We start from the raw sequence: 18,636 nt of genomic DNA, 5'->3' as shown, positions 1-18,636 counted from the left end.
AGATAACTTACACAAATAATATTTTATAAAAGAATTTGCATAAATTGGTCAATTATAATTCATAAGGTTCTCTTTGACAACAATATTGCAATCATATAGAAACAGAGGATAATAAGTTCTCTTTAATTTAAAGAAGGTGCCATATGCTGTCATTGGATAATATAAGAACATTTTTAAATCAAAAAACAGATTATTTGATTAATTGGAATAGACCAGGAAGCTTGTTTTTTAGCAGTCACCACTATTCAACCCGAGAATTAATAGAGCGAGGTTTTGTCATTACAAGCACAGCAGCGGGTGGTTTTTTAGCTTGGAACAAAAGTGAAGAAGGCGGTGCCGCACCTTTTGTATTAGGTGCGTCCTTAGCATTTCTTCTTGCTCATACGGTTACTATGTCTCCGTTAATCTATAAACGAATAAAAGCTAAATGGAGCTGTGACGAACGAATTAAAACCATCAACAGTCAATTGAGTGATGAAGATAAGAATTTTTCCTTATTGGTCAAACAGGTGATTGATAAAATAATGACTCATGCCGCAGAAAAAAGCCCCTCCGCAGTTTGGGGAAAAAGGGATCGCTTGTTAAAAAATCTTGAAACATGGATAGACGAAGAAGAGCATAGTTTACTCGGCGATGTTTTAAAGAATGAGGAAATTATTTCTCTTTTAAACAAGGGTACCTTTCCTCAAACTGAATCATTAGTGATAAAATCGCTTTAAGAAAAAAGAGCAATGTAGCCCCTACAACAATAGCGTTCAGGGGCATGTATTTTGATAAAGACATTTTCAGCTAAAAATGTCGCCTTATTAGAGTGCGCAAATTATTAAGTATCACAGAGCAGCCATTTTATCACTATTTGCCATGAACAAACGATCGGTGATTTATGTTTGATATTAAAAATGAAGTGTTAACTGCTGAAAAAAGAATCAGGCAACATGTAAAGAAAACTCCTCTTGATTATTCAAGAGCGCTGAGTCATGAAACACAAGCTAATGTATTTTTAAAATGTGAAAACCTCCAATATACAAGTTCCTTTAAAGTGCGTGGTGCAATCAACAAATTATTGAGTTTAACTCCATCTCAACAGGAACAAGGTATAGTCACTGCTTCATCGGGAAACCATGGAGCAGCTGTCGCCTTTAGCTTAAATAAATTAAACCTCAACGGAATCGTTTTTGTTCCAGAAAATGTATCCTCTACTAAAGTTGATAATATTCGTAATTATACGAGTGATCTGAAATTTTATGGCAAAGAGTGCATACAAACGGAATTATATGCATTAAATTATGCAAAACAGCATCAGATGATTTATGTATCTCCATATAATGATCCTCAAGTTATAGCAGGACAAGGGACCATTGGCTTGGAGCTTTTAAAGCAACTGGATACTATTGATGCTGTTTTGGTTCCAATAGGTGGCGGAGGATTAATCTCAGGAATTGCAGGATATTTAAAATCAGTTAATCCTAATATCAAAATAATTGGGTGTTTGCCTGAAAATTCACCTGTGATGTCAGAATCCATTAAAGCAGGTCGAATTATTGAGATGGAAACATTACCTACTTTATCAGACGCTACAGCAGGTGGAATAGAAGCGGATTCTATTACTTTTGAACTATGTCATCAATGTGTTGACGATTATATTTTAGTCTCTGAAAAAGAAATAAAAAATGCCATTCTTAGATTGATAAGAACACAACATCTTTTGATTGAAGGAGCAGCAGGCTTGGCTCTTGCAGCACTTTTAAAAAATGCTAAAGAGTTTCGTGGCCAAAATACAGTAGTCATCTTGAGTGGCGCCAATATAAGTATCGAGACACTAAAATCACTTTTGGTGTAGTCTCGATTTCAATCACCCCATAATTTTCTTGTATTTCCCTAAATGATCTGCTTTATTTAAAAGCATGGGATGTACGATTCCGTTTATTTATTTTGTATTAATAGATTAAGCCTTTGATGGTAAATAAAAAAAGTGCATGCTGTAAATTCTGATGCGAATTTCAACTTGCTTAAAAATTAAAAATGAATAATATTTGACTCAACCTCTACTTAATAGTTACAGAATCTCCTGCGCATAGATATAGATTATGGGGAAATTCTTCTTTTAACAGTTTTTATTTTGCGAGGAGTACCATCATGAGTAGTAAAAGTTGTAATTGGCGAGCATATTTGGTTTATTCCATCATGATGCTTATTTTACCTTCTATTGCAGATGCAGGGAGAGAACATTTTGAACGACATAGAGATGGGCTAGTAGAGCGTCCATATGAACATCACAATTATCAAAATAAGGTGATAAAAAAGCACGAACACATTAATGTAAACAATGTTAATGTAAACAAAACCAATGTTAATGTACGTGTGCATGGGGGTGTAAAACCGGGACATTATTATTATAAAGGCAAGCATTATAACTATTACAATAATGGCAGATATTATAACTACTACCATAATAATAACTATTATGTTTATTACAATAATGGGCGCTATTACAATTACTTCTATAATGGCATGTATTATTTATACTTTATTAATGGTATTTATTATAACTACTTTTATAAGGGAAAATATTATAAAACTTGTGTGCCAGTACCTGGAAATCCCAGAGAAATGGTATGTCATTAAACCGTTCATTGCTTTAAGTGAACCATTAAAAAACCAAGTGGAGGTATGCATCAACCTCCATTGGTTTAAAACAGATTATGCGTAAAAGACGCTTAAATCTTAATAAAAAATTGTTTTTCAGTATAAAATGGCGCAAAACCGTCTTTGAAGGGTAGTCATCAATGTTAATATGCTGCTCTTACTGCATAAAAAGCAACTTTGACATATCTTCTCCTGCAGTAACGCACCATAAAATATTAAGCGCGTCTTCATACTGCAAAGGTTTTATAATACAACCAGACACATTTAAATCAATTGTCGCAAGCTTTTCTTCCGTAGTGTAAGCACCAGTAAGCACGAACACTTTAACATCGACAAAATTAAAACCTCCTCTTAATTTTTTTAAAAAATCAATACCATTCATTTGGGGTAAATTAAGATCAAGCAATATCACGCTAGGTTTGATTTCAAGCTGGCCGTTATATCCATAGAGCATATCCAGTGCTTGCTCCCCATCCTTGGCTATAACAATGTTAATTGGCTGATTTGTTTTAAGAAACTCCCGCTGCATTGCTATAACATCAACTTCATCATCTTCTATATACAAAATATCAACTTTAGTAGCCATGTTAAAACTCCCTGTCATTTAACAGCTCAACTAGAGTTATAAATTCCTGTTTGATAATACTTTAATTATAATACAGACTGACTCAATAAGTTGCATTGTAAAAATAAATGATATCTCTATTCTGATAAGGACTCTGAGTAATTTGCCATCCGAAACAAAGGAGTAACAATAAAAACAATGATCCTTTTACTCCAATTTAATTACTTTAGTCATACGTATTAATTTATTGATCTTAATTTCCAAAACGCTGTATTCTGTAACAAGTAAATTAAGCATCAAAGATAACAGATTTTCATCCTTTTGAGACATCATATCAGGAGCCACAATTAAGTTACGTCTACGCCTTAAGGAAAAAAGATTTTCTTTTAACCTCATTAAAGCGTCACTCAAAAAAATTAAATTCTCCTTATCCTCTTCATTGATTTTAACCCCCTCGTAAAGGATTAAAGCAATTATTGAGGCATAATAACGAAAAATATGCCGGAAAGATTGCAGAATATCCGTCGCAATTTGGGTAAATCCAGAGTCCTTACTTATTTCAACCTGAGCCTCATTAATTAATGTTTGAAAACGAAGAATAAGTGCTAAAACATTTGATTCGCACTGAACTAAATGTGCAGATAAGTCTTTTGTTGTATCATCTGTATTTGCAAGGTACTTCGATAAATCAGCATATTCATTGAGAAATCTCTGCATTTCTAAAATTAGTACTTTTGTTGCGCGGATTGGGAAAAAAAAGCGTAATGTAAAGAAGCCGATTAATATACCAATTATCACATTGGTAGGACGCATAAATACATAGGTAAAATTATTATAATTAATAAGGCAAATAGCGAGAGTAACACTTCCCAAAATACCAATATAACTACGTTTCGTTCCTAAAAATAAATAAGTATATAAAAAAATCCCTATAATAAATCCAATAAGATTCATAAGATATGCGTTATCAAAAAGCAAAATAATAATTAAGCTATATAAGGCACTACTAAACGTTGCAATCATCCGCATGGAACAACGAGTCAATGAAGCGCCAATAGTACGTTGTTCAAACGATACGATAAATAAAGAAATATAAACCCAGGTAGGTTCAACAATATCAAAATACGTTGTAATAATTAGAGCAATAACCGTGCCAATGGCCATACGCGCAGCCATTATTGTTTTTTCGGAAGTCACTTCCATAAAAAACTAATCCTTAAAAAAATTATATCTTGATAATGACATAACAAGTTGCTCCAATAGGCAACGGGTAATGTTTGGCATCATAATCGTCGATTTTAATTTGTACCGGGAAACGCTGAGGCAAAAGTATCCAATTATTAGTATCATTGGTTACCGTTTGTAATTGTGTCTTGGGATTTGTAATTTGACGATTAGCAGCCCAGGCACCGGATACTATCGTTCCATGATACAATTTCGTAGCAAAATACATTCGAGGAATGATGTAGACTTTAGCGCCAGTTTTTACCATACGCAAATCAATTTCAGTAAAATTAGCCTGAATGTAAAAATTATCAGTATCTACAAATGAAAAGACAGGCTTATTGATTTCTATGGGGGTTCCCAAAGACAGATACATATTTTGAATGCGGCCATTGCTTTGAGCATAAACCGTTGTTTGCTCTAAATTAACTTTGGCATAGCGCGTTTTATAAATCAACGCTTTGATCTTGTGTTGTAGACTTTGAATATTTTTTTCATCCAAGCTAATTTGCTGTTTTTGCATATTCACTTTGGCAAAACTACCAAGATCTTCATATTGTAAATCCTTAACGTTAATTTCAGATATTGCTCCTGATTTTAAAACCGCTTTATTACGAAGATAATTTAAGTGAATTCTATTATATTCTTGTTCATATTGTATCAGTAATTGTTTATCCTTCTGTAATTGATGTTGTAAACTTTCAAGATCCACTTCCGCAGTATGAACCTCCTCAATTAGCCTATTATAAGTGAGCTTGTAGGGTTCCTGGAAAACAGTAAATAAAGGTTGTCCCTTATGAACATACTGTTCATTTTTAACGTATAAATCAGTAATATACCCACTAACAATCGCAGCTACAGGGCGAACGTTGGTAACAACAAAAGCGTTATTAGTAAAAGGAACTAGAAAAGAGAAAAAGTAATATAAAACTGCAAGCAAGGCCAAGGAAAGCACAACTGCATAAGGTTTTAACTTTCGAAGCTTTTGTGTTACCATTTTTCAGTATTAGTCATGTTATTTTATGGAAACTATTTAATTGCGCAGCCTGGCAACATTAATTATTTTAGCCATGACAAGTATGCTAGTAGCATGTATGCCCAGCGCAAAAAATCCACGACTCACGTCGATTTATATTCCCAGCTCTCTGAAAGACTCAAGCAATGATGCATTAAATCGACTTCCTTATCAAGCTTGGTGGCAAGATTTTAGAGATCCGCTGCTCAATCAGCTTATCGATAAAGCGCTTAGTTACAATAATAATGTGACAATCGCCAAACGCTCGATCCGTGTTGCCCAGGCTGAGCTGCAAACGATTCGCTTAAATTGGCTACCTGGGTTGAATGTTTTAATGGGTTTCGCCCAAGATCCTGCTTTAGGAAACCCAGGAGTGTTTTATGGAGTTCTCCCCAGCTATTACCAGAATTTCGTTGCGCTTTATTTCCAGCAAAAAAAAGCAGAGTTTATCTTAAAACGCTCCAAAGCCTATTATCTTGGCGTGCGTTTAACTGTTATCGGTGAAGTGACGGGTAGTTATTTTTCTCTACTCGCATGGAATCATCAATTAGTGCTATTGAAACAAATCGAACAGGACAATAAAGAACTTTTAACATCATTAACACTAGCGAAAAAACAAGGACTAGCAAATAATCTACAATTATTAACAGTAACCAGCCAATTACAAAGCATCCTAGGACTACAAAAACAAATACAAAACAATATCATCGCAAGCGAAAATGCATTGCGTTATTTAATCAATCAGCCCCCAGGAGAAATAAAATCAAGTAAATCATTTATTAATTTGCCCAGTAAAGCAGTACCATTAAATAAGATCAATACGCAAGTAATTCTACGTAGACCAGATGTCATGGTGGCCTTAACATCTCTGCTTGCCGCATGTAGCGGAGTCAATATCGCAGAATCCCAACTCCTTCCATCCTTAACCCTAGATTACTTTTGGGGAAAAGCAAGTTTAAATGGTACGTTTAAAAGCCCAACTCATTCAGCACCTTATGGTGATGTGTATGCAACTTTTAACTTATCTCCCTCTTTATTTGGGCAAATTCTCACAAGTAAAGCTATTTTTAAGAGGAGTTTGGCAGAATATAACAACGTCATCCAAAATGCATTACGTTTAATTGCAAACAGTATCGCTGCCAATCAAAAGCTTATGGCAAAATACCATGAAGACTCTCTCTCTTTAGTATCATTGAAGAAAAGATATCAATTGCAACAAGACCTCTATCACAGAGGCCTTATTAGCCATAATGACTTGTTATATAGTAGGATAGAAATTAACCAACAAGATTACCGACTAACTATCAGCAAATTAGAACAGTTAATGAGTGTGATCAATCTTTACGAAGAATTAGCCGCAGGCATATTTTATCATGAGCAGAATTCCTAGTTATAACGGTTTATTATTGATTAAGATGGGTTGGACAATTGAAAAAAAATAATTTTTATTTAATAACCGGTGGTCCCGGAGCCGGAAAAAGCACCGTTATCAATGAATTACAAAAAAGAGGACATCATATTGTTCCTGAAGCCGCACGGACAATCATCCAACAACAAAGAAATGTAGGTGGTCATGCAACTCCATTTGGAGATAGGGCAAAGTTTTGTGAGCTTATTTTAACTCAATGCATCAGTGACTTTCAGCAACAATTAAAAACAAAAGAACCGGTATTTTTTGATAGAGGCATCCCCGATTTACTTGCTTATCAATCTATTGCTGAAGGGGTGGCTTGGGGGAAATTGATGGCCGTAGTCAGAGACAGTATTAATAAATTTAGATATAATACTAAAGTCTACCTTTTCCCTCCTTGGGAAGATATTTATACTATGGATAACGAACGCATCCATACTTACGAGCAAGCCGTTGATTCCTACGAACTCTTAAAAATTGCTTATCGAGATGCTGGCTATAACACCATAGAAATGCCTAAATGCTCGGTAAAGGGAAGAGTTGTTTTTTTATTGCACGATATTGCGCTAACCACACACCGTTCGTGACTGATTGAAGCTCATCACATAGGGAACAACTTTTACCTGACTGACTTTTTTTTCATTTATAGCTGCCTTCTTGAATATGAATCCTCGGTATTACTAGGGTATAACTCCTTTTTTCAACAGGACGATGAACAATTTTTATTTCTAATTCAGCATTTAAGGGAATTTCTTCATCAAAATTAGTATAAAGACGGTTTCACGACACAAAATTTTATGTCGAACTCACGTTAATTTATTAAGATAGGTCTCTTGTGCGTATCGAGCAGCAATAATTGCGATAATCGCCCAAAATACAATATATAATACTGGAGCATACTTATTTCCCGTTAACTCAACTAAAATCAAGGAAACTACAGGTATGGTCCCGCCGAAAAATGCTTGGCCTATATTGTAGCCAATAGAAACACCACTGGCTCGAATAGCAGTGGGAAACATTTCCGCAAGAATAGTAGGTACCGTTGCATTCAAAGGAGCGAGTATTACCGCTAATACTATTTCTCCTGCAAGCACATGCCACCAATTACCACTTAAAAAAAGAATAAATATGGGATAAATAAGAATTAAAATACCGAAAACTCCGCACAAAAAAATCGGTTTCCTACCAAAATAATCAGATAATAACCCCATAAAAGGAATTAATACCGTCAAAACGAATAATGCTATAAAGTTAACAACCAAAGCATCTTTTAATAAAAATCCTTCTGATTTGACGAGAAAACTTGTGACATAAGCAATCAATAAATAATTACTGATAGCCATAATGCTTGTAAAAATAATAGCCAATAGTAATTTTCGGCTATAAGTAAAAACAACAATTTTTGCAGGAAGCTCTGTAGTATGCTTGGCCTGTAAAAAGGTAGCAGACTCTACACTTGTAAGACGTAGATAAATGCCTATGAGTCCAAGTATAGCTCCTATCAAATAAGCCAAACGCCATCCCCAGTCTCTAAGTAGGTCTTCAGGTAATAAAACACTAAGAAAAGAAGCCGTTAATGAGCCCAAAAAAATACCTAGAAAAGCGGTGCTTAATACTAAACTTCCCGCAAAGCCACGCCGATGATCTGCCATATGTTCAATAAGAAAAGTAGTTGAACTAGGAAGTTCTCCTCCTACTGCAACTCCTTGAATTAATCTAAAAAAAACAAACAATAGAGGTGAAGTAATACCGATAGTATTAAAATCAGGGATCAAAGCAATACAGGCTGTAGAAAAAGTCATAATAGACATTGAGAAAATTAACGTTTTTCTTCGGCTAAAATGATCAGCAAAGTGCCCTAGTAATACTCCTCCCAGGGGGCGCATAAAAAAGCCAACTGCAAATACACCAAACGTGAGAAGTAGAGAAACGAAATATATCTTCGATGGAAAGAATAGCTCGGCAAATAAGGGAGTGAAATTAGCATAAAGAAGAAAATCAAACCATTCTAAAGTATTTCCGTATAAACCTGCAAATATACTTTTTTTCTTGGTGGGATCCATATTTGTATTTATTTTTAATAATCCTTATTTCTTTTATAGACTATTTTTAATCAAAGTGACTTAACTTAGTTGTATTATTTTGCTTAACCACTAAGAAGAGACGATAACCGCATTTAACTTATATGCTTTTTGAAAAAATTTCAGGCTTTTCAGTTTGGAATTTTTCCGACATATAGGAAAAATTATCGACTCCTCAGTGATGCATTTAATGACGCACCGCAACACAGATGCATTTTTTCTTTATTGCGTCATGATGGCATTGAACATCTTGATAATGAGGATCTGTAATCAAGGGGCTAGGGCATTTAGGTTTAATTAATTTAGTCCCTTGTATATTTAATGCAAAGTTTCTATCAGAGGTATAAGTACAACGCGTACCATTTGCATTATGTCCTGTCAATGCATAAGGACCACCAGCAGGTGGGCAATTAAAAGCAAATAATGAACTACTAAACAATACAGTGGATACTGTTATCGCGCTTCTATTGAAGATTTTCATGATTTCTCCCTAATAAATGTCCTTTATAATCTTCGATATCAGTATAGCAGCATATTTTGAAAAATTATGAGTTGAATTGAGCAGAAATAGTCTCATAAATTTATTAAACTAGAACAAAAGATCAATAAGCATAGAAAATAAAATTGGAACCAAGTTGTATTAAAACGAGTAAACAATGAAAATAGTTATCAAAGTAGGAACCCAAAGTATTTTAGCAAATGATGGCACACCATTTGAACCTATTATGCTCCATTTAGTGGAACAGATTGTCGCGCTACAACAAACGGGCCATCAAGTTATATTAGTAAGTTCAGGTGCGGTTGCTTCAGGTCGAAAAGTTGCACGTCAATTTTTTGACCGCCAATACGGTAGTTCGATAGGGGAAAAACAAGTTTTAGCTTCATTAGGTCAATATGAGCTGATGCATATTTATGCTTCGATGTTCAAAAAACATAACATGCTTGCCTCTCAATTGTTGCTCACAAAACAAGATTTTCAAACAAGACAGCACTATTTGAATATTTCAAGATTACTTCGTGAAATTCTAGATCATAAAAATATTGTACCCATTATCAATGAGAATGATAGTGTTGCTATTGCAGAATTAATGTTTACAGATAACGATGAATTATCAGGTCTTATAGCAGCAATGATAAACGCTGATAAACTCATTATTCTGAGTAATGTTGAAGGTGTTTACACGAAACATCCCAATGAAGCTGACTCAGAATTGATTTCAATGATTAATCCCAAAAATGATTGGCCAGAAGTTTCTGCCGTAAAAAGCCTTCATGGCAGAGGTGGGATGATTAGCAAGCTTGGAACTGCTCGAAAAATGTCGAATCTTGGAATAACAACGCACATAGCAAGCATCAATCAACACTCAGTGATTAGGCGTATCCTCAGTGAGGAATCTTTAGGTACAACTATTCTCCCTACTAAAAAAAGATCGAATATAAAAAGATGGATCGCGTATAATGAAAAAAGATTAGGAACAATCACTATAAACGCTCGCTTAGTCGGCATTATAAAAGAAAATAAGCGAATTATCAGTATATTACCTGTTGGGATCGAAAAATTTACTGGCGATTTTAAGCGCGGTGACCTGATAGAAATACTGACGCCAAATAATGAAAAAATTGGCATTGGTCTTGCTAAATATGATGCAATTAAATTAAATGAATATTTAGGTCACTCATCAAAACCGGAGTTTATTCATTATGATCATTTACATATTTTTTAACCTAGCAATAGCAGCGGAGTCCGTAGCGAGCGAGTTAAAGGTGTTCTCATGATTGAAGAAGTCATTAATCAACTTAAAGCAGCTAAAAAAGACAGCTATAACCTAAGTTTTGTTAATGAAGACAAACGAAATCAAATATTATTAGAGCTTGCCAAGCGATTACGAAATTCTGTAAATCGAATCATTGACGAAAACAAAAAAGACTTAGCGTTAATAAGTAACGAAGATCCCAAATATGATCGCTTGCTTTTATCTAAAGAGCGAATTGAAGCGATGGCAACTGATATTGAGACGGTCGCCTCTTTACCCCACTCACCAACAAAAATCCTAGAACAAAAGAAGCTTCCCAATGGTTTAATTATTCAGAAGGTTTCAGTTCCATTAGGGGTTGTTGCGATTATTTATGAATCACGGCCCAACGTGACCATTGATGCGTTTACATTATGTTTTAAAACCGGCAATGCCTGTGTTTTAAAGGGTGGAAAGGAAGCTCATCATACTAATCTGCTTTTAGTTTCCTTGATTCACCAAGTTCTCCATCATCATCATATTAGCGAAACTATTGTTTATTTATTACCATTAGAACGAGAGGCAATTCATATTCTTTTGCAAGCCAACCAGTTAGTTGATGTGTGTATTCCAAGAGGAAGTCAATCATTAATCAATTTTGTACGTGAACATGCAAGAATACCTTTTATTGAAACAGGGGCTGGAATTGTTCATATTTATTTCGATCAAAGTGGGGATATAGAGAAAGGTCGTACCATTATTGACAATGCCAAAACGAGAAGAGTGAGCGTTTGTAATGCACTCGACACCTTGATAATTCATAAAGAGCGATTGCTTGATTTACCATTAATCGTAAAATCACTCGCCGATAAAAATGTTGAAATTTTTGCAGATCAATTTAGCTATGAGGCAATTAAATTATTTTACCCCAAACAGTTACTTCATAAGGCAACTCCTGATGACTTTGGGCAAGAATTTTTATCTTATAAAATGGCAATAAAAACTGTTGATTCAGTAGAAGAGGCAGTGAAACATATTATGGAATATAGCTCGGGTCATAGCGAAGCAATTATTGCTGAAGATCATACAACACAGAGTTATTTTCTTGATCATATTGATGCAGCAGCCGTTTACGTGAACGCGTCAACAGCATTTACTGATGGCGGACAATTTGGCATGGGTGCTGAAATAGGAATCAGTACGCAAAAATTACATGCTCGTGGCCCTATGTCTCTAGATGCTTTAACAAGTTATAAATGGGTTGTCTTTGGGAATGGACATATTAGGCCTTAAGTATCCACTCACAAAACCTTGTCTTATGTCGGCTTGTTTTGGGTGTACGAGATTAAAAAAAATCCAGCAGACTCAGTGCTCTTAGCTTGCGCAGTAGGACTTAACTGCTTTTTCTAAGTTTAAACTTGCTTTTGTCCGCTTACATATTGTATTAATAGCTGACTCTGATAATTCGGTTTAAACGAAGGAATGTTTATGTCGCTTTTTGAAATCATTGCCATTCTAATCACGATTTCCGCGATGTTTAGCTATGTCAATTTTAAACTGTTTAAACTTCCCCCAACGATCGGATTGATGGCTATAGCCCTTGTATTTTCTTTAAGCTTAAATGTAAGTGGTACGATATGGCCTGGAATTATTTCAAATGCTAAAAATTTTTTGGGGCAGGTTAATTTTAATGAAGCATTACTTCATGGAATGCTGGCTTTTCTGCTCTTTGCAGGTGCACTTCATGTTAATATTAGTCAGCTTGCCGAACAAAAAATTGTTGTCACCGTGCTTGCCCTTATTGGCACATTTATATCTACCATCCTTGTAGGTCTGTTAACTTATGGGTTACTCCATACTCTCAACATGCAAATCTCATTTACCTACTGTCTGCTTTTTGGTGCCCTTATTTCTCCCACTGATCCGATCGCAGTACTCAGTATTTTGAAAGTTTTAGGTGCACCTAAGAATTTGGAAATGAAAATTGCTGGGGAGTCGCTCTTTAATGATGGAGTAGGCGTTGTGCTTTTTCTTGGTATTCTAGAAATGGCCTCGGGAATGCAGGAGATCAGTGTCTCACGTTTATTAATGTTATTCGTTACAGAAGCAATTGGCGGAGTCTTGTTCGGACTAGCAACTGGGTATATTACCTATCAAATGTTAAAATCCATAGACAACTATCAAGTTGAAATTCTTATCTCTCTCGCACTAGTGATGGGAGGATATACTTTAGGAGAACGACTTCATATCTCAGCACCTATTGCAATGGTAGTAGCGGGGCTACTTATCGGCAATCATGGACGAACATTTGCGATGTCCAGTAAAACTCGTGAACACTTGGATACCTTTTGGGAATTACTCGACGAAATACTCAACGCAGTGCTCTTCGTTTTAATTGGCCTGGAAGTGCTGGTTTTAACCATCAATAAACAATATCTGTTGATTGGAATTATGGCGATTCCAGTAGTCCTACTGGCCCGATGGATCTCAGTAGCAGTTCCGTTAGCGTTAATGCGACGTCAATTGGACTTCACGCCACACAGCATCAAAATTCTCACTTGGGGCGGCCTACGTGGAGGGATATCGGTAGCACTAGCTCTTTCTCTACATGACACCGTTGGCAAAGCAAATGAATTTGCCTTCGAAGCGATTTTGATGATGACCTATATGGTAGTGATTTTCTCAATTTTGTTTCAAGGACTGACCATTGGTCCTTGGGTGAAGAAACTGTATGCGAAAGTTTAAGTTGAAAAAACTCTCCATATAATAGAAGATTTTAAGGATCAGTGTTACCAATGCCTCACGGTTTATTGGGCTCAATTTCATGGCAAAAAAAGGACAAAGCCAATGTTTAAGAACTGCTTGACCAGCTTATCACTTTCTATTCTTTTAATGATCGTATCCATGCCAATTTTGAGTGCCGTAACTACGTTAATCCAAAGCAATGATCAGCTTCAAACAGCTTCTTCGAAGTCAGAAACTGCTATTCCTGCAGATATAGAGGCAATCATGAATAAACCTATGTATAAAAATGCCCAATGGGGATTACGTGTTCTTAATCTTGAAACAGGACAAGAGTTGTTAAATTTAAATTCAGACACTCATTTTTTTATAGGTTCAGTTCGTAAGATATTCAGTATTGGTGAGTTATTAAATAAAGTAGGACCCAACTATTATTCTGTGACTACTGTACATAAGGATGGCGTAATTCAGAATGGAACCCTAAATGGCAATCTGGTGCTTGTCGCATCTGGAGATTTGACCATGGGTGGCCGTACCCTTCCTAATGGTAAAATCGCTTTTACCCCATTTGATCATAATGAAGCGGATTCACTAGGCAATGCTATATTGACCCAAACAAATCCTTTAGCAGGATATCAAAATTTAGCAAAACAGATAAAAAAATTGGGCATTCATGCAATAACCGGTGACGTAATTATTGATGATAGACTTTTTGATGCGTTTAACTTCAGAAATCAATTTGATGTCTCCCCCATATTTGTTAATGATGATGTAGTGGACGTCATCATTAAGCCTGGCAAAGTTAACGAAAAATCCGTTGTGGACTGGAGTCCCAAATCGGCCGCTTTTAGTGTAATCAATGAGCTTGTCACCGCACAACCCAATAAAAAATACACGCTGGAGCTCCACCCTGTCCTACCTAAGTGTATCGGAAACCCGAATTGTCTCGGTATCATTAAAGGAGATCTACCCATCAATTTTTCTCCACCTTTGACAAACAGCTATCCCCTGATTCAAACTTATAGAATCACAAAACCTGCTAATTTCGCAAGAACTGTATTCATTGAGGCGCTGCAACAAGCAGGAGTCGATGTGTCTAAAATCACAAAAGTGAAAGATAATCCTGTCAATCTACTCAAACCTAGCCCTTTTTATAATGAAGAGAATCAAATTACAACCCTTAAATCACTTCCGTACCAAGAGCATGCAAAATTTATTCTCAAGGTAAGTTACAATATAGGGGCTGATACAAGCTTAATGCTTTTGGGACTCACCAATGGAGAGCGCACAATGGCTGGCAGTTTAGCTATGGAGAAAAAAGAACTCCAGAACAAATACGGCATTGCATCGTCAGAATACCATTTTATTGATGGGAGCGGAGGAGGTGATACGACAGCAACCAATAAGATCATTACTAAATGGTTAGCAATAATGTCAAAAGAAACTTCTTTCGATGCTTTTTTTAATGCCTTACCTATTCTGGCACACGATGGCTCATTAGATTTTGTTACGAATTTTAAGTCAAACCCAACACTCTCAGGAGCAGCTGGTCATGTTTATGCAAAACCAGGTACTTATGTAATCGGTGGTGAATCTGGAATGATTCTTAAAGGACAAGCCTTAGCGGGGTATATTCATAGTAAAAATAATCATAAGTTGATATTTAACTTAGTTGTTAATAACATCCCTATCAACTCATTGGATAATTTGTTGGAAGTCTTTCAAGACCAAGGAACGATAGCAGCACTTTTATGGCGCGATCAGTAATCTCTAGTTTGAATTGAAATCACAATAAGCATAATTAAGTGCCATTTGATCGGCTGATAGCACTTGAAATTGGTGCAAGATGTGTTCAGCGCGCGACTCGCCAGTAAGTTTAGAAATCAGATTATCCATATCGATACTCAAATACCGCGCGGAGTCGGTAACCATTGGGCGCCAAATGGTGTTAAGATAATCCTTTATAGAATAGAACTCTTCTCCATTATGAGTTATTCTGGCTTTACTCCCTTTTTTTAATACACTATCACGATTAAGGATTAACCATCGATGTTCTGGTAACGGTACTAATTCCTTCGATTTTAATTGATGAAAAATACTCATAAAGGTTAGGAACATCGCCTGAGTAAATACATAAAGCTTTGATAACGCAGAAGTATCAGCAACTCTAATTTCGATGCGATATCCTGATGTTGGATCTGTTGGGTTAATTAATTTTGGAAGTATATCATACCAGACATTATATTTACGTAATGCATTCGCTTCATCGGGTAAATGGTTACAATAGTGTTGCAATTCATTTAAATTACGAATATCTAAAGGCAATGGGCCAGTCCGACTCCCACTTAGAGAATCATTCAGGCGGACTCTAAATGATTTATAATTAGTGTCTCTATGTGCGAAAATAGGTGATGATTGTGTAATTACAGAGCAAGGCCACATGAATATTTGCAACCAATGACACAATGGAATCAAATAATCAATGTCTCGCAAACCCACTCCGAGATTTATTTGGTAACTGCAATAAAATAATGGCCCACCCTGCTCAGCCATTAAGGGTAACGAAGCCCTGCAATATGGACTATCTGTCATTATTAATTCGTCACGACCTCTTCCTGGATGTAGGCCCAATAAAAGCAATAAACATCCTTGTTGATATAAAAAATTATTAGCATCATCCACACTTACAGAAAGCTGATTAAATGCTAAGTCTAAATCGTGATAAGGTAAGGTTGCCAGCTCAACTGTAGCCGCATCAAACTCAGTTTGAGGTGCAGGATAGCCTTGGGCAAGAAAGTACGATGAAAATTTTTGAAAGTCTTTGTTATTAAAATCAATACTTGCCTTACCTGTATTTATATCAATCACATTGGCTTCTAATTCCAACCCAATAGACAGTTCATAAGCATCCATGTTTATGGCCATTTATTAAGACAAGTGCATTTAGGATAGATTAATTTAATTTATTAATCAAAGAAAAAGACCCTTATTGATATAAGAAAATATCGTGGATACTTCCTGCTATGAAATTTTGGCGCGAAATATGCATATATAAATTAAGATCTTATTTATTAAAATATAGGTATTAGAGAATGGAAGCAAACACGATAAATACATTCAAAACGCCTGTACTAGATAGTTTATTGACCGTACAAAAACGAGATGAGCTGAAAAAATATTTCAGGAACACTTTTGAAACTTATGAAAATCTATTTACGTGTATTGCTAATGACGAGGCCTATTACCTTCGTGCCGAACCTTTAAGACATCCGTTGATATTTTATTACGGCCATACAGCAACTTTTTTTATCAATAAACTGATTCTTGGACAATACATTGATAAAAGAATTAATGAACAATTTGAATCCATGTTTGCCGTTGGGGTTGATGAAATGTCCTGGGATGATTTGAATACAACCCATTATAATTGGCCTAAAGTTAAAGAAGTTGCTGATTATCGTAAGCAAGTAAAAATATTAATTGAGCGCTTAATTGATAACCTACCTATCGGAACAACGATAAACCAAGATTCTCTAATTTGGCTTATTTTGATGGGTATTGAACATGAGCGAATTCACCTTGAAACATCTTCTGTCATTTTAAGAATGGTTCCATTAATCTACTTACGTAAATCGAAAAACTGGCAAGCCTGTACTGAAGTTGGTAGTGCTCCCCTAAATGAATTAATTGCAGTAACTGGTAAACATCTCTTATTAGGTCGTGAACAGGAGCATACACTCTTTGGATGGGATAACGAATACGGTAAGAAAGAAGTTGGGGTCAATGATTTTTTTGCCTCAAAATTTTTAGTCTCTAATCAGGAATTTTTACTTTTTATTGAAGCCGGAGGATATGAAAAGTTAGAGTGGTGGACATCTGAAGGAAAACAATGGCTGACGTACACCAAAGCCCAAATGCCCCGTTTTTGGCGCTTTGAAAATGGTCAATTTTGGCAAAGAAATTTATGTGAAGAAATACCTTTGCCACTTAACTGGCCTGTTGAAGTGAATTATCATGAGGCTAAAGCTTTTTGTAATTGGAAATCACTTACTGAAAAAAAATATATCCGCTTACCTACAGAGGAAGAATGGACTATTCTACGTCATAAAATCGAAGGGAATATCACTGATTGGCAAAAGGCCCCTGGGAATATCAATCTTGAGTACTACGCTTCATCATGCCCAATAAATAAATTTAAAATGGGATCGTTCTATGATGTTATAGGCAATGTATGGCAATGGACTGAAACGCCAATAGATGCATTTCCAGGTTTTAAAGTGCATCCACTGTATGATGATTTCTCTACCCCAACTTTTGATGGACAACACAATTTAATTAAGGGGGGATCTTGGATTTCGACAGGTAATTTGGCCACAAAAAAATCACGTTATGCGTTTAGGCGTCATTTCTTTCAGCATGCAGGTTTTCGCTATGTACAAAGTGACACCCCCTTACTGTTAACAGAAAAAATGAATGGTTATGAAACGGATCAAATAATCGCTCGATCTTTAGAATTTCATTATGGAAATGAATACTTCGAAGTACCCAACTTTCCGGTAACGTGTATTAACCGATGCAAGGAATTTTTTATTCATGTTCCTCTTTTAAAAGCGTTAGACCTTGGTTGTTCGGTGGGTCGTTTTAGCTTTGAATTAGCGAAGTATTTTGAACATGTTGATGCAATTGATTTTTCAACTCGTTTTATACAGCAAGTAGTGCGTTTAAAAGAAACAGGAATCATTCGCTATGCAATAACGTCTGAAGGTGATTTAGTTGATTATAAAGAACTGAAATTATCTGATCTAGGCTATTACGATTTAATTGATAAAATTCATTTTATTCAAGGAGATGCATGCAATCTAAAGCCGATTTTTAAAGATTATAATTTCGTATTTTGTGGAAATCTAATAAACAAACTTTACAATCCAGCCCTTTTCTTAAAATCAATCAGTGATCGTCTTAGTCCTAAAGGAATTCTGGCTTTAACCTCCTCCTATACCTGGCTAGAAGAATACACTGATAAATCCAATTGGCTAGGAGGGATTAGAGTTAATGGAGAATTTCAAAAAACCATAGAGGGCATAAAATCTTTGCTAAAATCTCGATTTAACCTAATTGCAACTGAGGACATTCCTTTTGTAATTCGTGAAACAGAGCGCCAGTTTCAGCACTCCATAGCGCAATTATCTATATGGCAAAAAAATAGATGACGCCCGGTG

16 protein-coding genes are annotated in these 18,636 nt (G+C 35.7%); 10 read left to right on the top strand and 6 right to left on the bottom strand.

The window, feature by feature from the left end; genetic code table 11:
• Positions 1–143 precede the first annotated feature (143 nt).
• The 3 genes from Lgra_RS07745 (at position 144) to Lgra_RS07735 (ending at position 2,625) form a co-directional block, all read left to right on the top strand.
• The gene (locus Lgra_RS07745; protein WP_058498675.1) at positions 144–719 is read left to right on the top strand and encodes a hypothetical protein; all 576 of its coding nucleotides are present in this window, start codon (positions 144–146) and stop codon (positions 717–719) included.
• A 164-nt stretch (positions 720–883) separates the two neighbouring features.
• Positions 884–1,840 carry a threonine/serine dehydratase gene (locus Lgra_RS07740; RefSeq protein WP_058498674.1) on the top strand — a complete coding sequence of 319 codons (957 nt, stop codon included), beginning with the start codon at positions 884–886 and terminating at the stop codon, positions 1,838–1,840.
• A 296-nt stretch (positions 1,841–2,136) separates the two neighbouring features.
• A complete protein-coding gene (locus Lgra_RS07735) occupies positions 2,137–2,625 on the top strand; it encodes a hypothetical protein (protein WP_058498673.1) in 489 nt (162 codons plus the stop codon).
• 178 nt (positions 2,626–2,803) lie between these two features.
• Here Lgra_RS07735 and Lgra_RS07730 read toward each other — a convergent pair whose 3' ends face one another.
• The 3 genes from Lgra_RS07730 to Lgra_RS07720 form a co-directional block, all read right to left on the bottom strand.
• Positions 2,804–3,232 (bottom strand): response regulator, encoded by a 429-nt coding sequence (locus tag Lgra_RS07730; protein WP_058498672.1) that lies wholly within the window; start codon positions 3,230–3,232, stop codon positions 2,804–2,806.
• Between the two features lie 186 nt (positions 3,233–3,418).
• Positions 3,419–4,414, bottom strand: a complete 996-nt coding sequence (locus tag Lgra_RS07725; protein WP_058498671.1) for an FUSC family protein — start codon at positions 4,412–4,414, stop codon at positions 3,419–3,421.
• 22 nt (positions 4,415–4,436) lie between these two features.
• Entirely contained in the window at positions 4,437–5,432 is a 996-nt protein-coding gene (locus tag Lgra_RS07720) for an HlyD family secretion protein (protein ID WP_058498670.1), read from the bottom strand.
• Positions 5,433–5,529: 97 nt separating this feature from the next.
• Here Lgra_RS07720 and Lgra_RS07715 point away from each other — a divergent pair, with 97 nt between their 5' ends.
• Positions 5,530–6,840 (top strand): TolC family protein, encoded by a 1,311-nt coding sequence (locus tag Lgra_RS07715; protein WP_058498725.1) that lies wholly within the window; start codon positions 5,530–5,532, stop codon positions 6,838–6,840.
• 38 nt (positions 6,841–6,878) lie between these two features.
• Positions 6,879–7,448 (top strand): AAA family ATPase, encoded by a 570-nt coding sequence (locus tag Lgra_RS07710; protein ID WP_058498669.1) that lies wholly within the window; start codon positions 6,879–6,881, stop codon positions 7,446–7,448.
• A gap of 219 nt (positions 7,449–7,667) precedes the next feature.
• On the opposite strand, the gene Lgra_RS07705 is transcribed toward Lgra_RS07710, so the two are convergent.
• The gene (locus tag Lgra_RS07705; protein ID WP_058498668.1) at positions 7,668–8,924 is read right to left on the bottom strand and encodes an MFS transporter; all 1,257 of its coding nucleotides are present in this window, start codon (positions 8,922–8,924) and stop codon (positions 7,668–7,670) included.
• Between the two features lie 205 nt (positions 8,925–9,129).
• Positions 9,130–9,423, bottom strand: a complete 294-nt coding sequence (locus Lgra_RS07700; RefSeq protein ID WP_058498667.1) for a hypothetical protein — start codon at positions 9,421–9,423, stop codon at positions 9,130–9,132.
• Between the two features lie 175 nt (positions 9,424–9,598).
• Here Lgra_RS07700 and proB point away from each other — a divergent pair, with 175 nt between their 5' ends.
• The 4 genes from proB to Lgra_RS07680 all read left to right on the top strand — a co-directional run bounded on the left by proB (position 9,599) and on the right by Lgra_RS07680 (position 15,184).
• Complete coding sequence (proB, locus tag Lgra_RS07695) at positions 9,599–10,666, top strand: glutamate 5-kinase (RefSeq protein ID WP_058498666.1); 1,068 nt, start codon at positions 9,599–9,601, stop codon at positions 10,664–10,666.
• Between the two features lie 48 nt (positions 10,667–10,714).
• Positions 10,715–11,968, top strand: coding sequence for a glutamate-5-semialdehyde dehydrogenase (locus Lgra_RS07690; RefSeq protein WP_058498665.1), 1,254 nt, complete (start codon positions 10,715–10,717; stop codon positions 11,966–11,968).
• A 195-nt stretch (positions 11,969–12,163) separates the two neighbouring features.
• Positions 12,164–13,420: a cation:proton antiporter gene (locus tag Lgra_RS07685; protein ID WP_058498664.1), complete on the top strand. Its 1,257-nt coding sequence runs from the start codon at positions 12,164–12,166 to the stop codon at positions 13,418–13,420.
• A 102-nt stretch (positions 13,421–13,522) separates the two neighbouring features.
• Positions 13,523–15,184, top strand: coding sequence for a D-alanyl-D-alanine carboxypeptidase/D-alanyl-D-alanine-endopeptidase (locus Lgra_RS07680; protein WP_058498663.1), 1,662 nt, complete (start codon positions 13,523–13,525; stop codon positions 15,182–15,184).
• Between the two features lie 3 nt (positions 15,185–15,187).
• Here the strand turns inward: Lgra_RS07680 and Lgra_RS07675 are convergent, their stop codons facing one another.
• Complete coding sequence (locus Lgra_RS07675; RefSeq protein ID WP_058498662.1) at positions 15,188–16,330, bottom strand: glutamate-cysteine ligase family protein; 1,143 nt, start codon at positions 16,328–16,330, stop codon at positions 15,188–15,190.
• A 179-nt stretch (positions 16,331–16,509) separates the two neighbouring features.
• Here Lgra_RS07675 and ovoA point away from each other — a divergent pair, with 179 nt between their 5' ends.
• Positions 16,510–18,627 carry a 5-histidylcysteine sulfoxide synthase gene (gene ovoA / locus Lgra_RS07670; RefSeq protein WP_058498661.1) on the top strand — a complete coding sequence of 706 codons (2,118 nt, stop codon included), beginning with the start codon at positions 16,510–16,512 and terminating at the stop codon, positions 18,625–18,627.
• Positions 18,628–18,636 lie beyond the last annotated feature (9 nt).

The sequence above is a fragment of the Legionella gratiana genome (genome assembly GCF_001467695.1).
GTDB lineage: Bacteria > Pseudomonadota > Gammaproteobacteria > Legionellales > Legionellaceae > Legionella > Legionella gratiana.
The sequence above is the reverse complement of the archived record's forward strand: the minus strand, read 5'-3'. Positions and strand labels throughout refer to the sequence as shown.